A 21,628-nucleotide genomic window follows, 5' to 3' on the forward strand; every position below is an offset into this window, starting at 1 on the left:
TGTCATTCCCCTCAAATCTAGTTAAATGCGTTCAAAATTACCTAAAATAAAAATACTATGAAAGTAAGAAGGGAAATATTAATCATATTTTCAATGATTTTATTATTGGTATTGCCAGCCACGTCTTTGGGTAAAGAAATAAAATGGGTGCTGGAACGACCGGTAATTCCTGTGTTGGTGAAGAAACCGGCAAGTCCTGTATTAAAGGTTACTCTAATCAGGGCAGACAATCAACCTTACACCATTCAGCAAATAGATTTAGATTTATTAGGGAGTACAGATGTGGCAGATGTTGTTTCTGTTGCTATATATGGTACACAAGAAAATGGACTGATAGATACATCCCGTTTGCTATATAAAGCGCTTCCCGCTACACGTAAAATATCATTTACTGATAAAGTACAGGTAAATCAGGATTCTTTGTCTTTTTGGGTAGCCGTGACGTTGAAAGATACGGTTTCATTGGATCATCGTATTCAGCTTAACTGTAACCGGATTAAAACGACTAAAGGCAATCTGAAAATCTCGGAAAAAGGAAGTAAACCTTTGCGGGTAGGAGTAGCGGTACGGCAGAAAGGACAGGATGGGTGTGTTTCGTCACGTATTCCGGGATTGGCTACCAGCAATCAAGGAACTTTGTTAGCCATTTTTGATGCCCGTTATGACTATTCTCGTGATTTGCAAGGAAATATAGACATTGCTCTTCATCGGAGTACGGATAAGGGATTGACTTGGCAACCTGTTCAGACTGTGTTAGATATGGGAGAGTGGGGCAGCTTACCGCAGAAATACAATGGAGTGAGCGATGCTTGTATTCTAGTCGATAAAAATACAGGTGACATTTATGTAGCCGGATTGTGGATGCATGGCCTGCTGGATAAAGATGGCAAGTGGATAGAAGGATTGGATGAAAGTAGCACGGTCTGGACACACCAGTGGAAAGGAAAAGGCTCCCAACCCGGAACAGGACTAAAAGAAACCTGCCAGTTTATGATAGCGAAAAGTACGGATGACGGTCTTAGCTGGAGTTTTCCGGATAATATAACCGCAAAGACGAAGCATCCTGAATGGTGGCTGTTTGCACCGGCACCGGGACAAGGGATTACGTTGAAGGATGGTACGTTGGTATTTCCCACACAAGGACGTGATGAAAAGGGACTTCCTTTCTCAAATATTACGTATAGTAAAGATCACGGAAAGACGTGGGTGACCAGCAACTCTGCATATCAGGATGTAACGGAATGTAGTGTCGTACAATTGAATGATGGTGCCCTGATGTTGAACATGCGCGACAACCGGAACAGAGGACATAAAGAGGTGAACGGTCGGAGAATTTGTACGACTACCGATTTGGGAGCGAGTTGGAAGGAACATCCTACTTCAAGAAAGGCACTGGTGGAACCTACCTGTATGGCAAGCCTGCACCGACATGAATATATAGAAGAAGGAAAAAAGAAAAGCATGCTTCTCTTTGTAAATCCGAATGATTACGGGAAAAGGGATAAACTGACTTTGAAAGTGAGTTTTGATGATGGAATGACCTGGCCGAAGGAACATTGGATTCTTTTCGACCAATATCGCAGTGCCGGATATTCCTGCATTACGTCCATAGATGAAAATTCAATAGGCATATTATATGAGAGCAGTCAGTCGGATTTAGCTTTTATAAAAATCGATTTAACGGAGATTTTAAAGTAAACAGGCATGAATAATAAAACTTCAAATATATATCCCTGGGTAGTAGTCGGACTATTGTGGGGTGTTGCTTTGCTGAATTATATGGACAGGCAAATGCTTTCCACTATGCGAATTCCGATGATGGAGGATGTCCGGGAATTGGAATCGGCTGCCAATTTTGGTCGTTTGATGGCTGTCTTCCTGTGGGTATACGGACTGATGAGTCCTTTGTCGGGTATCATCGGTGACCGTGTGAACCGTAAATGGTTGATTGTAGGTAGTCTGTGTGTATGGTCGGGAGTTACTTATCTGATGGGCTATGCCACCACTTTCAATCAACTCTATTGGTTGCGTGGGATTATGGGAGTTAGTGAAGCACTGTATTTACCTGCTGCTTTGTCTCTGATTGCCGATTTTCACAAAGATAAAACTCGTTCGCTGGCTGTGGGAATACATATGACGGGATTATATGTAGGACAGGCTATCGGTGGGTTCGGAGCTACTTTTGCAGCAATCTATTCCTGGCATACCACGTTTCATTGGTTTGGCATTATAGGTGTAGGTTATGGTATTATTCTGGCATTTTTCCTACGTGATAAAGAGAGAGGAAATGTCTCGGAGAATCAGAAGATGAAAAAGATTCCGGTATTGAAGAGCTTGGGAATGTTATTCTCTAATGTCTTCTTCTGGGTTATCTTATTTTATTTCTGTGTGCCGGGTACTCCGGGATGGGCGGCAAAGAATTGGTTACCAACTCTTTTTTCTGATAGCTTGTCTATTGATATTTCAGTAGCAGGTCCTATGTCTACCATTTCTATAGCCTTATCTTCACTCTTCGGAGTATTGGCAGGTGGATACATCTCGGATCGATGGGTATTAAAAAATGTACGTGGAAGAGTTTATACCGGTGCGTTGGGTTTGGGGCTTATCATACCTTCCCTGCTGTTTATCGGATATGGTCATTCTATTTTTGCATTGGTCATGGGAGCGGTGTTATTCGGAATAGGTTTTGGTATGTTTGATGCAAATAATATGCCTATTCTTTGTCAGTTTGTATCTGCACGTTACAGGGCAACCGCTTATGGTATTATGAATATGTGTGGTGTATTTGCCGGAGCTGCTATTACTAGCCTTTTAGGCGAATCAATGGATGCCGGACACCTGGGACGTGATTTTGCACTGCTTGCTATATTGGTACTGGCTATGCTGGTTATTCTGGTCACTTGTCTGCGACCTAAAACAATTGATATGAAAGATTAATTTTCAAATTTTAATTTTATATTTTATGAAAAACTCAATAAAGCATACGAATAAAATATTATCGGTGTTATTTGCTTTTTTATTTATTTCCCTAAATATTCAAGCAGATGATATCAGTTCTAAAGAAATTAAAGTTTCTGGTATAGTACAGGATCAAACTGGGGTAGAATTGCCCGGAGTTTCAATTTCTGTAAAAGGAGTAGATAAAGGTACCATTACCAATGCGTCCGGTGAATTCTCAATAATGGTTTCTCCTGACGCTACTCTTATTGTTTCTTTTGTAGGAATGGAAACAAAAGAAATTGCAGTCAAAGGGCGTAGAAATATTGTCATTGTTTTGAAAGAGAGTTCTGTATTGCTTGATGAAGTTGTAGCTATAGGCTATGGAAAACAATCAAGGGCATTAATAACCAATTCTATTTCTAAGATAAATAAGGAAGAATTCCAGAAGGCACCCGGACAGAATCCATTATTACAGTTACAAGGAAAAGTGCCTGGTCTGTCTTTACAGATTTCTAGTGGGCAGCCTGGAGCTGATCCTCAATTATTTATTCGTGGAGGAAGTTCAACTTCGCCGGAAAGTGATACACCTTTAATAATTATTGATGGTATAATATCACAAGGTTTTAGAAATATATCAGATATGAATCCGGCAGATATAGAATCTATAGAGGTCTTGAAAGATGCTGCTTCTACTGCTATCTATGGTTCCAGAGCAGCCAATGGTATTATTCTTGTCAAGACTAAATCCGGTCAGAAAGGGAAACCTGTTGTGAGTCTGCGATACACATACGGAGTGGAACAACAACCTCAGCGAATCCCATTATTGAATGCACGGGATTATATAACATTATCTCGTTCGAATATTGCCAAATTTAATCAGGCAGACTTAACTTATAATGGAAAAGAAGATCAGGCTAAATTTTTGAGCGGTTCATTTGGTATGTCAACCGGAAATCCTAGAAATTCAAAGAATACGCTTGAGTTTTTGGATGTTTATCTTCAAAAGTATGGTCAAGGTTACGTCAGTAACTTGTTGGAAAACGAAGGATGGCAGACAATGGCAGATCCTGTTACAGGTAAACAACTTATTTTTCAGGATAATGACTTTCAGAAAGCCACCTTTACAACTGGGCAGAAGCATGAAATAGATTTGAGCATTAGTGGAGGGACGGAAGCTATTAACTATTATGTAGGATTAAGATATTTGAATCAGGATGGTATTCTTCGAGGTACGAATTATAAGAATTACAGCGTTTTGTTTAATGGAAACTATAAATTGAGTGAAGCATGGAGTCTGTCTACTAAAGCTAGTTTGCAGGTGAGAGATGCTGTAGGAGGTGGAAATACAGTTAATACCATATCACGAAGCATATTGACTCCACCAACTTACCGCTTGTATTATGAAGATGGAACTCCGGCTCCGGGTGAAGGAATTTCTTCTTTCAGAAGCAGATTGCATGAAATTTATTATAAGACTAACTATGATGATACCAATGTATATAGGACAACTTTCCAATTAGGTGCAATTTGGAATATTCTGCCTGGCTTGATATTAAAGCCTACAGCCTATTATTTCGGTACGGAAGGTATAGAAAATTATTTTCAGGCAGATAATGAAACAACCGGAAATACAATTCGTCCGGCTTCTGCCAAACATAATTTTGACAGGCATTTGCAGGGAGATTTAGTGCTCTCGTATGATAAGAAAGTGAAAGATCATAATATTGGAGTCGTAGCAGGTGCCAGCTATACTCATGATTATAGTTATAGGCTTTCTGCAAGTGGCAGTGGTTCTTCCATAGATTTAATTCCGACATTAAATGCAACGGCAGATAGTACTCAGCGGGCAAGTTCAACTAAAACAATGGAAGCCACTTTGAGTTATTTCGGACGTGTAAATTATGATTATAATGGCAAATATCTTTTCTCTATTAGTATGCGTGCCGATGGTTCTTCGCGATTTGCGGAAGATAATAAATGGGGATTTTTCCCGGGAGTATCTGCTGGGTGGAATATGCATCGGGAAAACTTCTATAAACCATTGGAAGCTATCGTTAGTCGTTGGAAATGGCGTGCTAGTTGGGGGCGCACAGGTAACAACAATTTGAGTGTGGCTAATTCGAGAGGAGAATATAAGATTACAGATACCAACTATCAGGGCTCTGTCGGTATATTAAATACAACATTGAAAAATTCGCAGTTGCGCTGGGAAACAACAGAATCCTATGACATCGGGGTTGATTTGGGCTTTTTCAATAATAGATTAGGACTGTTAATTGACTATTACAACAAACTGACATTTGACAGATTGTATGATGAACCTTTATGGAGTTCTACCGGATTTAGTTCCATTAAGAGTAACTATGGATCTGTTAGAAACTCCGGAGTAGAGATTGAGTTGAATGCTACTCCTATTCAAACTAAAGATTTCTCATGGGATTTAGGGTTGACATTTGCTTATAACAAAGGAGTGGTAGTAGACTTACCGGATAATGGAGAAGAAAAGCATCGTGTAGGAGGAAACTTTGTTTATGATCCTGCAACTGGAGGGACAAAAAAAGTGGGTGGTATTGCCGAAGGTGAGAGATTTGGCGGAAGATGGGCTTTTCATTACTTGGGAACATATCAGACTGAAGAAGAAGCGGCCAAGGCACCTAATGACCCGAACGCACAAGGAAGAAAGAAACATGCGGGAGATGCAATATTTGAAGATGTAAATAATGATGGACAATTGGACTCTAAAGACATGATTTTCATGGGATATGTTCGTCCCGATAAAGTCGGAGGAATTATTAATACATTGAAATACAAAGGACTAACCGTGCGAATCGTTATGGACTGGGCTATGGGGCATGTAATAGACAATGGCTTCAAAGGACAGATAATGGGTAGCTCACGTAATAATAATAATGCCATCAAAGAGGCAATGACCAATTCTTGGCAGAGTGCGAATGATGGAAGCAAATATCCTAAATATACTGTTCAGAGTGACTATGATTATCAATATAGAAATCATATGAGATGGGATAATCAGATCGGAAGCTCTGCAAGTGGTAGTACTAATAATAGCTTGTATTTTAGCAAGGGAGATTACCTGGCATTCAGGGAAGTGTCTTTAAGTTATATGTTGCCATTATCTTGGATTAGAAAGATGAGACTCAGTGCTGTGGAAGTTTTTGCAGGAGCGTATAATATTGGTTATATAAAAAAATATGATGGCATGTTCCCTGAAATATATACTGGTGTTGACTATGGTATTTATCCGAGACCCAGACAATATAACATGGGAGTAAAAATTAATTTCTAATTAAATAAGACTCATAATTATGAAACAATTTAAATCAATACTATTAGGCATTTCTTTATTCTTGTTACATTCGTGTAACTTACTGGATGTAGATACTGTTTCAAGCATTACCGGAGATGGATACTGGAATACAAAAGGCGATGTAGAAAGTTATATGATCGGTATTTATACCAAATTGCGCGATACATCGAATTCTACTCTTCATTTTGAAGACAGAGGAGATGCCTTTACAACAGGGCTGGAAGGTGGCCCTTCTAATTTATGGGCGCAAAACCTCACATCGCAAAATGGTTATAGCTGGTCGAGCTATTACTCTGTAATACAACATTGTAATATGTTACTGAAGTATACTCCCGGAATAGATTTTGGTGTAGAGGCTGATAAAAACAGATTATTGGCAGAGGCGTATTGTATCAGAGGGTATATGTATTTCTGTATTGCCCGGATATGGGGGGATGCCCCTTTGGAACTGGAACCGACAGAAAGTTCAAATAAGCCTAAGTTAGCAAGAGAACCCGCGGAGGAAGTTTTGGCACGTGCTCTAAGTGATGTAAATACGGCAATTGATCTTTTTCCGGAAGAAAGTTATGCAAATGGAAAAGGAAGGGCATCGAAGCCGGCATGCTATGCATTGAAAGCCGATATTTTGCTATGGAAAGCAAAAGTGATGAATGGATCGGAACAAGATTTGAAAGATGTCATAACTTATGCGGATTTGGCAAGTAAAGGACTTTCACTGGAAGATAACTTTGCAGATATTTATGGAACTAAATATGGGAAAGAAGTGATATGGACTATCCATTTCGAAATTTATGAAAAGGAAGCTCAGTATAGTCAGAGTCTGAAGCCAAGAGATGTTTTTGTAGAAAAGGCGGTCAATAAGGATGAAATTCCTTATGCTAAAGGAGGAGCTCGCAGCACTTATGCACCAAGTCCGTTTTTGATAGGTCTTTTTAATGCTAATCCGGCAGATATCAGAACCAAAGACTCTTATATCACTGCAAAGGATGCGGACGGAAATGAAATAGGGACTTTTGATAATAAGATGAAGGGAACAAAAACAGAAGGAGATCGTACCTATGACTCAGATATAGTTATATATCGGCTTGCAGAGATGTATTTATTTAAAGCAGAAGCCTATGCGGCGTTAAATCAAACGCCACAGGCTATTATTGAACTGAATAGAGTCAGAGATCGTGCCAAGATTGGAACTTATAGTGGAAGTACCAATAAAATAGCAGTGGAGAAAGAAATTCTGAACGAGCGTGCAAGAGAGTTATATCTTGAGAGGAAAAGATGGCCCGATCTTCTTAGATTTCATTATGGTGGAACGATTGATGTTTATCAGGAGGTCCCGAACTTAAAGAAAAAAGTCGATGATAATATTATCATTCCATTATATCTTGCAATCCCATTGAGCGATATAAATATCAATCCTAATTTAAAACAAACTCAAGGATATGAAAACCTATAAGATTATTACATGCGTATTTCTTTTTACAAGTATGTTTACACAGGCTTGTCAAAAAGATGATGAGACACAAGGAAACCCAACTCCTGTTCCACCGGAAGAAGAAGTGCCTTCGTCCGAATTCAACTATATTTATAATCAAGGGACGGATGGTTTTGAACTCTATCGAATACCTGCTATTGTTAAAAGTAAAAGCAATACTTTATTAGCTTTTGCTGAAGCTAGAAAAGCTCGAAGTAATGGAGATAGCGGAGATATAGATCTTGTAGTCAAACGTTCGTCGGATAATGGAAAAACATGGAGTAAACAGATTACGATATGGAATGATGGACAAAACACTTGTGGAAATCCCGTGCCTATTGTTGACGACAGAGGTAGAATACATCTGCTTATGACTTGGAATTTCCAGACTGATAAATGGGGGGCAATAACCAATGGTACCGGAGAAGACAGCCGACGTCCGTACTATACATATTCTGATGATGACGGCATTACTTGGGCGCAACCAGTTGAAATAACTTCTTCTGTAAAAAAAGAAAAATGGGATTGGTATGCTACCGGTCCGTGCCATGGTATTCAGATTCAAAAGGGAATACATAAAGGAAGATTAGTTGCTCCAAACTATTTTACAACTCGGGAGAGTGGAAAGGTCACGAGTTATTCTCATATCATTTATTCTGATGATTACGGAAAAACATGGAAACCAGGAGAACCTACTCCTGTCGGTGGTGTTGGAGAATGTTCTGTAGCCGAGATAGGAGAGGGAACGTTAATGTTGAATATGAGAGCAGATGAAGGCTTTTATCGGAAAAGTTGTACTAGCATAGATGGAGGACTTACTTGGTCTTCACCTCAAATTAGCATTGATCAAATAGACTGTAAGTGTCAGGGTAGTATATTATCAATAGGAGGAGCTGTTTTTCTTTCGAATGCTGCTTCCGCTACGGAACGTATTAATATGACTATCAAAAAAAGTACGGATAATGGGAAAAACTGGAAGGGACAATATACAGTTTATGAAGGTAACTCTGGTTACTCTGATATAGTTGAGCTCTCTGATTCACAGATTGCTATTATCTATGAGGGAGGAGAAAAACGATATACGGATGGGCTGGCATTTAAAGTTGTTAGCATAAAATCAATACAATGAATTTAATACATTACTGATATGAAAAGAAAAACTATATATTTATTACAGTGTATTGTTGTGATATTGTTATTGGCTTGTTCTGAAGATGATTTGCAGTCCTTGCAAGCTGCTTTCGAATCAGATCTTCAGGAAGTCACAATCGGAGAAAGTATTACTTTCAAAGACATATCTACTGGTGAACCTTCTAAATGGAATTGGCGGTTCGAAGGTGGAGAACCAGAAACCTCAATCTTATTTAGTCCTAATGTTGTATATAATAAGCCTGGAGTTTATTCGGTTACCTTGTCTGTCGGACGCGGAGAAGAAGCAAACGAAATGGTGAAGGAACAATATATTACTGTTAACTATCCGTCGCAGATAACTGTTGACTTCTCTGCAGATAAAACTACTGCTACAAATGAAGATGTTATTTCTTTTAAAGATTTGTCCAAAGGCTATCCGAATGAGTGGTTATGGAGTTTCACACCTAAAGAAGGTGGAGCAGTTATCACTTCAACAGAACAAAATCCACAAATGACACTTTCTCCGGGAATCTATACTATTAAATTGACAGCTAAGAATCCCAAAGCGTCTTCGGACAAAGTAAGAGAGGATTATATTACTGTTATTGATAAAAATGCGATTGCCGCTGATTTTGGTGCACAATGCCGGAATACTTATGCCGGGGGATATATTAACTTCTTGGATAAGACATTAGGAACGGTTGAAGAATGGGAATGGACATTTGAAGGAGGTACTCCAGCCAGTTCTGTAGAACAAAATCCTGTAGTGCAATATAATAATCCAGGAAAATACAAAGTGACGTTGAAAGCTAAAAACTCAGTAAATAGCTCTACGAAAGAGAAAGAAGGTTATGTATATGTTGTTTCTGCAGAAAAGTTAGTATTGTATTTGCCATTCGATGGTGATAATAAAGATGCAGGTCCAAATCAATTGAATCCTGAGGAACTTACGGCAGGAGCTGGTTCCAGTGTATATAATTCTCAGGCGCGCTTTTCCGGAGAAAGTGCTGAATGTCGATTTGCAGCACACTTCCAAGGCGACAAGCAAAATTATTCAATTTTGTCTATTCCTGAAGAAGGATTGAAGAATCATTATACGGATAGTGAATTTACAGTTGCATTTTGGGTGAAGGTTTCAAATATGACAGCTAAGAATGCAGTCTTTCATCAAGGTGTGGGACCTGGTGCTACTTATACCGATCCTGTGCCCAGACAAAGTTGGTTTAGACTTGATACCAGTGGTAAAACTGTTGTTTTCTGTGTAGAATACAAGGGAAAAGCAGGAAACTGGGCTGAATATGAAGGTAAACGAATGGATGACGGTGAGTGGCATCACTATGTATGTATTTATAAGAAAGTGGATGGAAAAAGAGATAGTTATTTGTATATAGATGGGCAGAAAGTTATTGAAAAGAAAGGGGTTGTTGACAAGGTGGTAGATAATTGGCCATACTATATTGGTTGTAACTATCGATTTACTAATGGAGAATTTGCACCTGAGAACTTCTTGAATGGTTATCTGGATGATTTTATTTTGTATAACAGAATATTGTCAGAAGAAGAAATACAAGATTTATACAATAACTAAAAACTAATTGTGGAACTTCTCTTTTAATCAGTAAAAGAGAAGTTCCACATTCAATTAATATCAGAATATGAAAAAACTTTTTCTATTGATTTTCATGCTTGTAAATTGCATTGGTTTATATGCACAACAGGTAATGGAGACAAGTGAAGCATACAAGAAGGCGGATGAATTATTAAAGAAGCTGACAATTGAGGAAAAAGCGCTCATGGTTAGGGGCTATAATAAGTTTTTTATCAAAGGTTTTGAAGAAAAAGGAATACTTCCTGTTTATTTGTCGGATGCGACACAAGGGGTTAATATCCGGAATAATTTGCCTGATCCTAACGTTGTAAAGCAACTGGAACGTTCAACAGCTTTTCCTTCTCCCATTTTGCTAGCCTCAACATTTTCACCGGAGTTATCTTACCAATATGCTAAAGCTATTGGAGAAGAATGTAGAGCTGGAGGAATTGAGGTTTTGTTAGGTCCCGGATTAAATATCTATCGACAGTCTCAATGTGCCAGAAATTTTGAATATTTTGGAGAAGATCCCTATTTGGTATCTCAAATGGTCAGTCAATATGTGACCGGACTTCAAAGTACGGGTACAGCGGCATGTTTAAAGCATTTCTACGGGAATAATACTGAATTTTATCGTAAACGGAGTAATTCCATTATCGGAGAACGTGCTATGAATGAAATCTATTTGCCGGGTTTTAAAGCTGGGATAGATGCAGGAGCTATGTCTGTAATGACTTCTTATAATCAGATCGATGGCGAATGGGCAGGACAAAGTTCGTATGTAATAAAGAAGATTCTTAGAGAAAAGCTGGGATTTAAATGGTTGGTTATGAGTGACTGGAACTCTGTGTGGGATTTGGAAAAGGTTATTAAATCAGGTCAAAATCTGGAAATGCCGGGGTCATATAATTTTGGAGTATCAGTATTGGATTTATATCATGAAAAGAAAATAACAGAGAAGGATTTAGACGATATGATACGGCCCACTTTGGCTACTTGTGTTGCTATGGGATTTTATAGCAGGCCTAAGTATGACACGACTTTGTTAAGTAAATATCCTGAACATGAGCAGACTGCGAGGCGAGTTGCAGAAGAAGGTGTGGTATTACTTAAAAACAGGAATGAAATTTTACCGCTTGATCCTACAAAAAATAGAAAAATATTATTAACCGGTAAATTTGTATATGAAATACCTCGTGGCTATGGTGCGGCAGAAGTGATAGGGTATAATAATGTAAGTCTGATTGATGCTTTGCAGAAAGTCTTTGGGCGAACTGTATATTATATTGAAAAGCCTACTGTGGCAGAGATAAAAGAGGCTGATGTTGTTTTATTGAGCATGGGTACACGGGATAAAGAAGCCGTAGAACGTCCGTTTGCTTTACCTAGGGAAGACGAATCATTTATGCGCTATATCACTAAAAATAATCCTAACACTATTGCTATTATCAATACTGGGGCTGCGATTGATATGTCAGCATGGAACGAACAATTAGCAGCTTTGATTTATGGTTGGTATGGAGGACAATCTGGATTTGAAGCACTTACTGATATTATTATCGGAAAAGTAAATCCATCAGGAAAATTACCAATGACTATAGAAAGGTCATTTAAAGATTCACCGGCATGGGGATATTTGCCACAAGGGGCATCACTCTATAATGAGCTTAAAAATGAGCATCTTATTAATGTGTATGATGTCAATTATAAGGAAGATGTATTAGTTGGATATAGGTGGTATGATACAAAGAAGATAGAACCGCTTTATCCTTTTGGATATGGACTATCCTATACAACATTTGCTTTGACAAAACCACGATTATCATCTAACAAGATGAATGATAAACAGACTATAAAATGTTCTGTTACTCTTACGAATACAGGTAAGTGTGAAGGAGCTGAGGTGGTACAATTATATATCAAAGAGAACCAGCCAAGTGTATTACGTCCCGAAAAAGAACTAAAAAGATTTGAGAAAGTATCCTTGAAACCTGGGGAAAATCGAATCCTTGAATTTATAATAACTTCCAAGGATTTAGCTTTTTGGGATGATCAGATACATAGTTGGAAAACAAATACTGGACAATATACAATTTTTCTAGGAACATCCTCCAGGCATATAAATCAAACTCTTTCTTTTATAAAAGAATAGGAATACTTTTAGGGCTACTTTGTGGATGCCGATGATAGAATTTGCCTTTAAGCATAAGTTAATAAAACTACAGTCTGATAATTATTTAGATTGTAGTTTTTTTGATAATATCTCATTCATTTATTATTTAATGGTGGAGTTGTCTTATTTATTTGGCCAATTCTGTATATTTGCAGACATATACTACAATATCATGAAAATTATATTTATTAATACACTTCGTATCCTGATGATTCTCGTGATTATGATTTCATGTGGAGTTGCCTATGTAGTATACGAAGATACATTGGCTGACTGGTGGATACCTGTTGGAGTGGCACTTATAATAGTGATAGCAACAATTCCTTTCTATAAAGGATGGATTTGGCTGACAACAATGGATAATAAAGTAATTAATTGTTGTTGCCATTTGGTTTGTGTCGGTGCTATCAGTTGTGTATTGTTTCTTGGGGGGAATTACTGGTTCGCCGATTCTGCTTCCACGCATGAAGAGAAAGTCATGGTACAGAAAAAATATATAGAAACACATAAGAAAACTCGTAGGGTCGGCAGACATCGTTATGTGTCGGATGGCGTTCGTAAAGAATATTATTTGCAGGTAGCTTTTGAAAATGGGAATGTAGAAACATTGCATGTATCTCCTTCTACTTATAATAAAACAAAGACAGGTCGGCCGAAGATTCTGACTTTGCAAAAGGGCTTATTTGGGTTGCCTGTAATTACCAAAGGACTTTAATGAAAGTCACACCACCTTTAGAATGGGTTATATATCCTTTAAAAGCGATATTCTTCTTTTCTTTTATTTTTCATCTTGCTAATTTTGCATTTAGTCTACAAATGGGACGCGTTCGTCTCATTTGAAAAATTAGTGCTGATCTCTGCCTTATCTTCGTGACGAAATTAAAACGGAATAAAATCATGAAGATGAATAAAACTAGATTATTAGAGAAAATATCTATTCAGTCGGGCGTCTCTTTAGATGAGTGTGGGACAGTGCTCAAAACTTTTGAAAAAGTTCTAAGTGAAGAACTTTCCCGGAAAATATATCGTTATGGCGGATGGATCCTATTATTGACCGCTTTATTTGTGTCTGTAACAGTATTCAGCCAGACAACAGGACGGAAAGGACGTCCGGTGCAGACCATCCGTGGGATTGTTATAGATGGAGACTCGAAGTTTCCGATACCGTATGCAACAGTAAAGCTATCTGAAAAAGAGGGGGCGGGTACGATAACAGACAGTCTTGGTCGTTTCAGTATACCGCAGGTTCCTGTCGGTCGACATACCGTAGAAGCTGCGTTTATGGGATATGAACCGGGCATTTTCAGAGAAATACTGGTGACCTCCGCCAAGGAAATATATTTGGAAATACCTTTGAAAGAAAGCGTGAACGAATTAAACGAAGTGATAATTCGTGCGCGGACGAACAAGGAAGAAGCAATGAATAAGATGGCTACTACCGGAGCACGTATGTTGAGTGTAGAAGAAGCGAGCCGTTATGCAGGTGGATTTGATGATCCCGCACGTTTGGTTTCCGCTTTTGCCGGAGTAGCTCCCAGCGTTTCTTCCAATGGAATTTCTATTCATGGCAATGCCCCACATCTGTTGCAATGGAGACTGGAGGATGTCGAAATTCCTAATCCGAATCACTTTGCGGACATCGCTACATTGGGTGGAGGAATCCTTTCCTCTCTAAGTTCACAAGTGCTTGGAAACTCTGATTTTTTCACCGGAGCATTTCCTGCCGAATATGGAAATGCCGTATCCGGAGTCTTTGACATGAAATTGCGTAACGGCAACAACCAAAAGAACGAAAATACCATTCAGGTGGGAATTATGGGAATCGACGTCGCTTCCGAAGGCCCTTTGAGCAAGAAACATAAAGCATCGTATATTTTCAATTACCGTTATTCTACAACCGGCCTTCTGAATCTTGAAGGAGGAACGATGGATTATCAGGACCTGAACCTCAAACTCAACTTTCCGACACGGAAAGCCGGAACATTCTCTGTTTGGGGAACGAGCCTGATTGATAAGTTCACCAGTGATTTTGAAAAGAACACAGAGAAATGGGATTATTGGGGCGACCGCAGTGAATCAAGAGACAAGCAATATATGGCAGCCGGAGGTGTCAGCCATCGTTATTTCTTTAATAATGACGCATCATTGAAGACCACGATAGCCGCTACCTATTCGCAACTCGACGGAGGAGCAACCTTGTTCAACCATTCGATGGAGTCTACTCCTTATATGGATCTTGATTCAAAATATACCAACCTGATATTTACCACCACCTTTAATCGTAAATTCAGTAACCGTTTTACGAACAAGACAGGATTCACCTATACCAATATGTTCTACAAAATGGATCTTTCCATTGCTCCTTATGAAGCCGAACTACTGGAAATTGTATCTCAAGGAAAAGGTAATACAAGTCTGATTTCAGCCTACAATAGTTCATCGGTGGGATTAACAGAGCGTTGGACCCTTAATGCCGGAATCTATGGACAGCTTCTGACTCTGAACAATAAATGGTCTGTAGAACCACGGGTTGGCCTGAAGTGGCAAGCTACTCCAAAAGCAACCTTTGCGTTGGCTTATGGAATGTACAGTCGCATGGAAAAGATGGATGTATATTTTGTTAAAACGAAAAGTACAGGCGATCAATCCGTCAATAAAGATCTTGATTTTACAAAAGCACAGCACATTATGTTATCATTCGGTTACAAGATTTCTGATCGCATGAATCTGAAGATAGAACCATATATCCAGTTTTTACATGATGTCCCAGTAATGGCGGATAGTTCTTATTCCGTACTTAACCGTTCTGATTTTTATGTGGAAGATGCGTTGGTTAATAAAGGAAGAGGACGCAATGTGGGAATAGACATTACCTTCGAACGTTTTTTGGAGAAAGGACTTTATTATATGATTTCGGGTTCTTGGTTTGATTCCCGTTACCGGGGTGGGGACGGTGTGTGGTATAACACGAAGTTTAACCGTAATTATGTGATAAACGGACTTATCGGTAAAGAATGGATGTTGGGAAGAAATAAACAGAATATACTTAGTGTCAACCTGAAACTAACCTTGCAAGGTGGTGATCGATATTCTCCGATTGACTTGGAGGCAACGATGAATCATCCGGATAAAGAAGTGCAATATGACGAAACGAAAGCTTTCTCAAAACAATATTCTCCTATGTTGATTGGTAATTATACTGTCAGTTATCGTATCAACAAGAGAAAAGTATCACATGAATTTGCAGTGAAAGGACTTAACTTTACGGGTGCTAAAGAACATTACGGTCATGAATATAATGTGAAAACTGGAAAAATAGATGTCAGCGACAATTCTACGATATTGACGAATGTGAGTTATAAACTTGAATTTTAGAGATACGGTATAGAGTCTAACCGGAAAAATGTTTTATCTTCGTCCCCAATAAAGCGTATGACAACTGAAACACTTGCAACAGGTAGTGAATCTACCTTTTTATATCGATTTCTCGTTAGTCCGGACTTACGATGGATGCGGTATTTGGTACTTATCCTGGTGCTGGGGACGATCTCTTTCAATCAGGTCTTTATTATCTTTTTGGATTATAAGGATATATTGGGCGGATGGATTTACACATTTACCTTTCTTTACCTGCTCACTTATGTAGCGGTTATCTACTTGAATCTTTTCCAACTCTTTCCGAAATATTTGTTGAAGAGACATTATCTGACCTATTTGTCATTGCTTTCTACTGCGATGATTGTAGCTCTGTTGATACAGATGTCAATAGAATACATGGCATATTCCTATTGGCCGGAACTCCATGTGCGAGGTTCTTATTTTTCGATGCACATGGTAGTGGACTATATTTCTTCTTTTATGTTATCTACGCTGTGTATGATAGGAGGTACGATGACAGTTCTCCTGAAGGAGTGGATGATTAACAACCGGCGTGTTTCACAAATGGAGAAAGCCCATGTCGTTTCTGAAGTGGAACGGTTAAAAGAACAGATCAGCCCTGAACTTCTTTTTAAAACATTGCACCAATCGGGAGAATTAACGTTGAGTGAGCCGGAAACAGCCTCAAAGATGTTGATGAAGTTAAGCCAACTTCTCCGCTATCAGTTGTATGACTGCAATAGGGCCAAAGTCTTGCTTAGTAGCGAAATTACATTTCTTACTAATTACCTGACATTGGAACAGACCTCCCGACCACAATTTTACTATGAATTTACTTCCGAAGGCGAAGTGAACAGAATGTTGGTACCACCCTTGCTTTTCATCCCTTTTGTACAATATATAGTCAAAGCAATAGACGAGCAGCAGATACAGCCTCCTGTTTCATTGAAAACTCATTTGAAAGCGGGAAAGGGTACGATTATTTTCGCTTGCGCTTGTCCTGAAGTAAATCTCTTGTCGTCCGATAAAGGGCTGGAAAGAATCAGACAAAGATTGGATATTTTGTATGGAAGCCGTTACAGATTGTCATTGGCTGTCGGCAGTATATGGCTGGAACTGAAAGGAGGTGAGTCATGAGTATGGATACCAATCATGGTAATGACTTCAATAAAAATACCACTGACAGAAACATGAATGATAAAAGTGTCACTGCATTTCTATTGAGTCCCCGTTATCGGATATACAGGCATTTGCTGCTGCAATTGGTTGTTGTTTTGATAACAATCAATGTCCTTTGGTATGAGCCTTTACAAACAGTCTCTTTTGGGAGGCGACTGGGCGGATGTCTGGCATATTTTGCTTCTATGAATATGGTGATATATATAAACCTGTATGTATTGGTTCCTTATTTCCTGTTGAAGAATCGTTGGGGTAGTTATGTGTTGATGGCAGTCATTACAAATATAGCAGTCATTACTTTTCTTTCAGTTACCCAAGGTTTGCTTTTTGAAGTGATTCTGCCCGGAAAAGATCCCAATGGCTTTGCCACTTTTATCAATGCTTTTTCGGGCATACTGACCATTGGCTTTGTCATGGCAGGCTCTGCGGCTATTTCATTGTTCATGCATTGGCTACGCTACAACCTGCGTATTGATGAACTGGAATCCACGACTTTACAGTCGGAACTGAAGTTTCTTAAAAATCAGATTAATCCGCATTTTCTTTTTAATATGCTGAATAATGCCAATGTCCTGATAAAGAGAAATCCGGAAGAAGCATCCAAAGTACTTTTCAAATTAGAGGATTTATTGCGCTATCAGATAAATGACAGTTCGCGAGAAAGAGTCTCGTTAGCATCGGATATCCGTTTCTTAAATGATTATCTGAATCTGGAAAAGATCCGTCGTGATAATTTTCAGTTTACGATGGAGGAACATGGAGAGACAGATTCCATTTGGGTTCAGCCGTTATTGTTTATTCCTTTTGTGGAGAATGCGGTAAAGCATAGTTTTGACAGCGAGCATCCTTCGTATGTGCACGTTTCGTTTAAAGTTGATAATGATAGATTAGAGTTTCGATGCGAGAATTCCACACCGGAAGTTGCCGTTAGTAAAGGTAAAGTCGGAGGGATAGGACTTGTGAATATTCAACGCAGATTGGGGCTGTTGTATCCCGGTCGGTATGAGCTGAAGCAGATAGAGAATGAAAATAAGTATACTGTAATTTTAAGTATAACATTATGAATTGTATTATTGTAGACGATGAACCATTGGCACGTGAAGCCATGAAGCTATTGATAGAAGAATCGAGTAACCTTCAATTAATCGGGAGTTTTAATAGTGCGTCCACTGCTTCCGATTTCATGGAGCAACATGTGACTGATTTGGTTTTTCTTGACATTCAGATGCCAGGGATTACAGGAATTGAGTTTGCACGTACGATTTCAAAGAAAACACTGGTCATTTTCACTACAGCCTATACAGAGTATGCACTGGACAGTTACGAAGTGGATGCGATAGATTATTTGATTAAGCCTGTTGAAGCGGAGCGTTTTCAAAAAGCTGTGGATAAGGCTTTGTCTTACCATTCTTTGTTACTGAAAGAAGAGAAAGAAGCCATCGAAACAGTGGTTACCGCCGACTATTTTTTTGTGAAAGCAGAACGCCGGTATTTCAAAGTCAACTTCTCCGATATTCTCTTCATTGAAGGATTAAAAGATTATGTTATTCTTCAACTTGGCGATCAACGTATTATCACCCGTATGAGTTTGAAAGCCATATTCGATTTGTTACCCAAATCAACTTTTCTGCGGGTGAATAAGTCATATATTGTCAATACCGGTCACATCGAATCATTTGACAATAATGATATATTCATAAAATCGTATGAAATAGCTATCGGTAATAGTTACCGCGACGATTTCTTTGAAGGGTTTGTGATGAAATAAAGAGTGTGAGATCGTGATGTAGTATTATTCAATGTTTCTGCATTTTTTCAATTTGAAATATAAATAAGAAGATAAAGTGAAGTGCGAATATATGCAAATATGTTTGTTCTTATCATTTGGCATATATAAACAGCCCTCTATTCATCTTCAAAAGACGAATAGAGGGCAGTTGCCATGACGAGAAAAAAGTCGAAGTCTATTGCTTTGCTTCGTTATTTTGTTTCAGAAGAAATTCATCAATTGCTTTTTTAAGCTGGTCTTTAGGCATAGCTCCCTGCATGATTCTCGGTTCCTCTTTCATCGGAATCATCAATAGGGTAGGGATGCTGCGGATACCGAATGCCGCTGCCAGATCTTGTTCTTTGTCCACATCAATCTGATAGATGTCTACTTTGCCACTATATTCTTTGCTAAGTTCTTCCAGAATCGGGTGCATCATTTTGCAGGGACCGCACCAGGTAGCGTAGAAATCTACGATGGCAGGACGGCTGCCTTCAAATTTCCAATCGTTCGGATTGGCTTCATAGTTATATACCTTCTTTAAAAAATCTGCTTTATTTAATGCTACTACTTCCATTTTATTGTCCTCCTTTGTTGGTTCATTGCTTTTTTTATTTTCTCCGCTGTTTCCCGCGCAAGCTGTGGCTGCCAATGTCAAGACGAAGACACTTAATAAGCTTTTTATCCGTTTTATATATTATCTTTCTTTTTGTTTTTATCTGATGCAAAGATAGGCGATATAAAGGGACCATAAAATAGCAATTTGACAGAAACTCTTGGCAAAACTTCCCTCGGATAGTTATTGAACACTAAAATTTGTCTATTAATCTTTGGAAGATATAAAAATAAGCACTACTTTTGCCACGATAAAATGAGTATTCACCCTTTAAAATTGATGGAAAGGGTATTAATTATGTTGGAGTTATAATATTTTCAAATTAGGACTAAGTTGTCTCGTCGGGAGGATGAGGCTTTGCAACTTATTATTTTTTATATTGAACTGATGGTTCTTACATTGACCGCAATTCTACTAACAGGCGGCGATGGTTGATTAGTCCTGCAATCACATTTATTATTTTTAAAATTAATCACTTCAATGCGGTGGGAGGGTATTTTATATCCATATCCTAAGCATTGGTATCACGTGTATTGCATCGTCGTTTGCCGGTGAGGCTGACAGGGAATGTTGTATGCGAATGAAAAAAGAGTATGGGAATACGATTAAAAGATTTAAGTAAACTGGGATACCGGGATAATGTTGCCCGCAGTCTGGTAGTGGACATTGTGAGCAAACATTGCAAATATGACACAAAAGAACAGATTGAAATGACATTGAGCGATATACTCGAGCATCCCGAATCTTACAAAAACAATGAAATATGGAATAAGCTGGCCGAACGCCTTTCGCCAACTATAATAGCGAAAGAGTTTATAGCTTATGATTTACTGGATGAGCCGTTGATGTATAAAACCTATGGAGGTAAATTTATCGAGACGCTTGCCAAACAACAGATGAACCTGGCTATGCGCTTGCCTGTAACAGTGGCCGGAGCATTGATGCCTGACGCTCATGCCGGATACGGGTTGCCTATCGGTGGAGTGCTTGCTACGGATAATGCGGTGATTCCGTATGCCGTAGGAGTTGATATCGGCTGCCGGATGAGTCTGACAGTATTCGATGCCGGAGCAGATTTTCTGAAACGGTATGCCTATCAGATGAAAGAAGCCTTGAAAGATTTCACCCATTTCGGTATGGATGGCGGATTGGGTTTTGAGCAGGAACATGAAGTGTTGGATAGGGAGGAATTCCGTCTGACGCCTTTATTGAAGGATTTGCATGGAAAGGCCGTCCGTCAACTGGGGAGTTCCGGTGGTGGCAATCATTTTGTAGAGTTCGGCGAGATCACTCTGCAAGAAAAAAACGTGCTGAATCTTCCGGAAGGAAGTTACTTGGCGTTGCTGTCACATTCCGGTTCACGAGGATTGGGGGCTGCTATTGCAAAACATTACAGTCTGCTGGCACGTGAAGTGTGCAGGCTTCCCCGTGAAGCACAACATTTTGCCTGGTTGGATTTGAACACGGAAGAGGGGCAGGAGTATTGGATGAGTATGAATCTGGCGGGTGATTATGCCCGTGCCTGTCATGAACGGATTCATTTGAATTTGGCGAAAGCTTTAGGGTTGAAGCCTCTCGCTAATGTCAATAACCATCATAACTTCGCTTGGAAAGAGGAAATAATACCGGGGCGTATGTCAATCGTCCATCGTAAAGGGGCTACTCCGGCGCAAAAGGGACAAGCGGGATTGATTCCCGGAAGTATGGCTACCCCGGGTTATCTGGTTTGTGGCAAAGGGGTGGAAGAAGCGTTGAATTCGGCTTCTCATGGAGCCGGCAGGGCAATGTCCCGCCAAAAGGCAAAAGATAGTTTTACGCAATCGGCTTTGAAGAAGTTACTGTCGCAAGCAGGAGTAACTTTGATTGGTGGGAGCGTGGAAGAAATGCCGTTGGCATACAAGGACATTGACAGAGTGATGTATACGCAGGAGACACTGGTGGAAGTGCAAGGCAAATTTATGCCTCGCATTGTACGAATGAATAAGGAATGATGCGATGAAAGAAAAAGTCTATTTACAAATTACTTCCGGCAGAGGACCTGCGGAATGTTGCCGGG

Annotated in this window: 14 protein-coding genes; 13 read left to right on the forward strand and 1 reads right to left on the reverse strand. The window is 39.2% G+C overall.

Going from position 1 to position 21,628, the window contains the following annotated elements; all coding sequences use genetic code 11:
- Positions 1 to 57 precede the first annotated feature (57 nt).
- The 12 genes from HMPREF9009_RS13290 to HMPREF9009_RS13345 all read left to right on the forward strand — a co-directional run bounded on the left by HMPREF9009_RS13290 (position 58) and on the right by HMPREF9009_RS13345 (position 18,956).
- Positions 58 to 1,698, forward strand: a complete 1,641-nt coding sequence (locus HMPREF9009_RS13290; RefSeq protein WP_049702455.1) for a sialidase family protein — start codon at positions 58 to 60, stop codon at positions 1,696 to 1,698.
- Positions 1,699 to 1,704: 6 nt separating this feature from the next.
- Positions 1,705 to 2,937: an MFS transporter gene (locus HMPREF9009_RS13295; protein ID WP_008025676.1), complete on the forward strand. Its 1,233-nt coding sequence runs from the start codon at positions 1,705 to 1,707 to the stop codon at positions 2,935 to 2,937.
- A gap of 25 nt (positions 2,938 to 2,962) precedes the next feature.
- Positions 2,963 to 6,247: a SusC/RagA family TonB-linked outer membrane protein gene (locus tag HMPREF9009_RS13300; RefSeq protein WP_049702456.1), complete on the forward strand. Its 3,285-nt coding sequence runs from the start codon at positions 2,963 to 2,965 to the stop codon at positions 6,245 to 6,247.
- Positions 6,248 to 6,266: 19 nt separating this feature from the next.
- Positions 6,267 to 7,721 (forward strand): RagB/SusD family nutrient uptake outer membrane protein, encoded by a 1,455-nt coding sequence (locus HMPREF9009_RS13305; protein ID WP_008025671.1) that lies wholly within the window; start codon positions 6,267 to 6,269, stop codon positions 7,719 to 7,721.
- Positions 7,708 to 8,868: a sialidase family protein gene (locus HMPREF9009_RS13310; RefSeq protein WP_004314819.1), complete on the forward strand. Its 1,161-nt coding sequence runs from the start codon at positions 7,708 to 7,710 to the stop codon at positions 8,866 to 8,868. The genes HMPREF9009_RS13305 and HMPREF9009_RS13310 overlap by 14 nt, the downstream gene beginning before the upstream one ends.
- Before the next feature lie 18 nt (positions 8,869 to 8,886).
- Positions 8,887 to 10,458 (forward strand): PKD domain-containing protein, encoded by a 1,572-nt coding sequence (locus HMPREF9009_RS13315; protein WP_004314818.1) that lies wholly within the window; start codon positions 8,887 to 8,889, stop codon positions 10,456 to 10,458.
- A 67-nt stretch (positions 10,459 to 10,525) separates the two neighbouring features.
- Positions 10,526 to 12,610 (forward strand): beta-glucosidase, encoded by a 2,085-nt coding sequence (locus HMPREF9009_RS13320; protein ID WP_049702457.1) that lies wholly within the window; start codon positions 10,526 to 10,528, stop codon positions 12,608 to 12,610.
- Positions 12,611 to 12,803: 193 nt separating this feature from the next.
- Positions 12,804 to 13,346, forward strand: coding sequence for a hypothetical protein (locus HMPREF9009_RS13325; RefSeq protein WP_049703315.1), 543 nt, complete (start codon positions 12,804 to 12,806; stop codon positions 13,344 to 13,346).
- A gap of 182 nt (positions 13,347 to 13,528) precedes the next feature.
- Positions 13,529 to 16,006 carry a TonB-dependent receptor gene (locus tag HMPREF9009_RS13330; protein ID WP_083444192.1) on the forward strand — a complete coding sequence of 826 codons (2,478 nt, stop codon included), beginning with the start codon at positions 13,529 to 13,531 and terminating at the stop codon, positions 16,004 to 16,006.
- Between the two features lie 57 nt (positions 16,007 to 16,063).
- Entirely contained in the window at positions 16,064 to 17,146 is a 1,083-nt protein-coding gene (locus HMPREF9009_RS13335) for a sensor histidine kinase (protein ID WP_049702458.1), read from the forward strand.
- Positions 17,143 to 18,252 carry a sensor histidine kinase gene (locus HMPREF9009_RS13340; protein WP_008025661.1) on the forward strand — a complete coding sequence of 370 codons (1,110 nt, stop codon included), beginning with the start codon at positions 17,143 to 17,145 and terminating at the stop codon, positions 18,250 to 18,252. The genes HMPREF9009_RS13335 and HMPREF9009_RS13340 overlap by 4 nt, the downstream gene beginning before the upstream one ends.
- Positions 18,249 to 18,956 carry a LytR/AlgR family response regulator transcription factor gene (locus HMPREF9009_RS13345; protein WP_049702459.1) on the forward strand — a complete coding sequence of 236 codons (708 nt, stop codon included), beginning with the start codon at positions 18,249 to 18,251 and terminating at the stop codon, positions 18,954 to 18,956. Before HMPREF9009_RS13340 ends, HMPREF9009_RS13345 begins: the two co-directional genes overlap by 4 nt.
- Positions 18,957 to 19,152: 196 nt before the next feature.
- On the opposite strand, the gene trxA is transcribed toward HMPREF9009_RS13345, so the two are convergent.
- Positions 19,153 to 19,650, reverse strand: coding sequence for a thioredoxin (gene trxA / locus HMPREF9009_RS13350; protein WP_049702460.1), 498 nt, complete (start codon positions 19,648 to 19,650; stop codon positions 19,153 to 19,155).
- Between the two features lie 515 nt (positions 19,651 to 20,165).
- On the opposite strand from trxA, the gene HMPREF9009_RS13355 reads away from it, so the two are divergent.
- Positions 20,166 to 21,563 (forward strand): RtcB family protein, encoded by a 1,398-nt coding sequence (locus tag HMPREF9009_RS13355; protein WP_049702461.1) that lies wholly within the window; start codon positions 20,166 to 20,168, stop codon positions 21,561 to 21,563.
- The last annotated feature ends 65 nt before the right edge of the window (positions 21,564 to 21,628 follow it).

Source organism: Bacteroides sp. 3_1_13 (assembly GCF_001185845.1).
In the GTDB taxonomy this organism is placed as follows: Bacteria; Bacteroidota; Bacteroidia; order Bacteroidales; family Bacteroidaceae; genus Bacteroides; species Bacteroides xylanisolvens.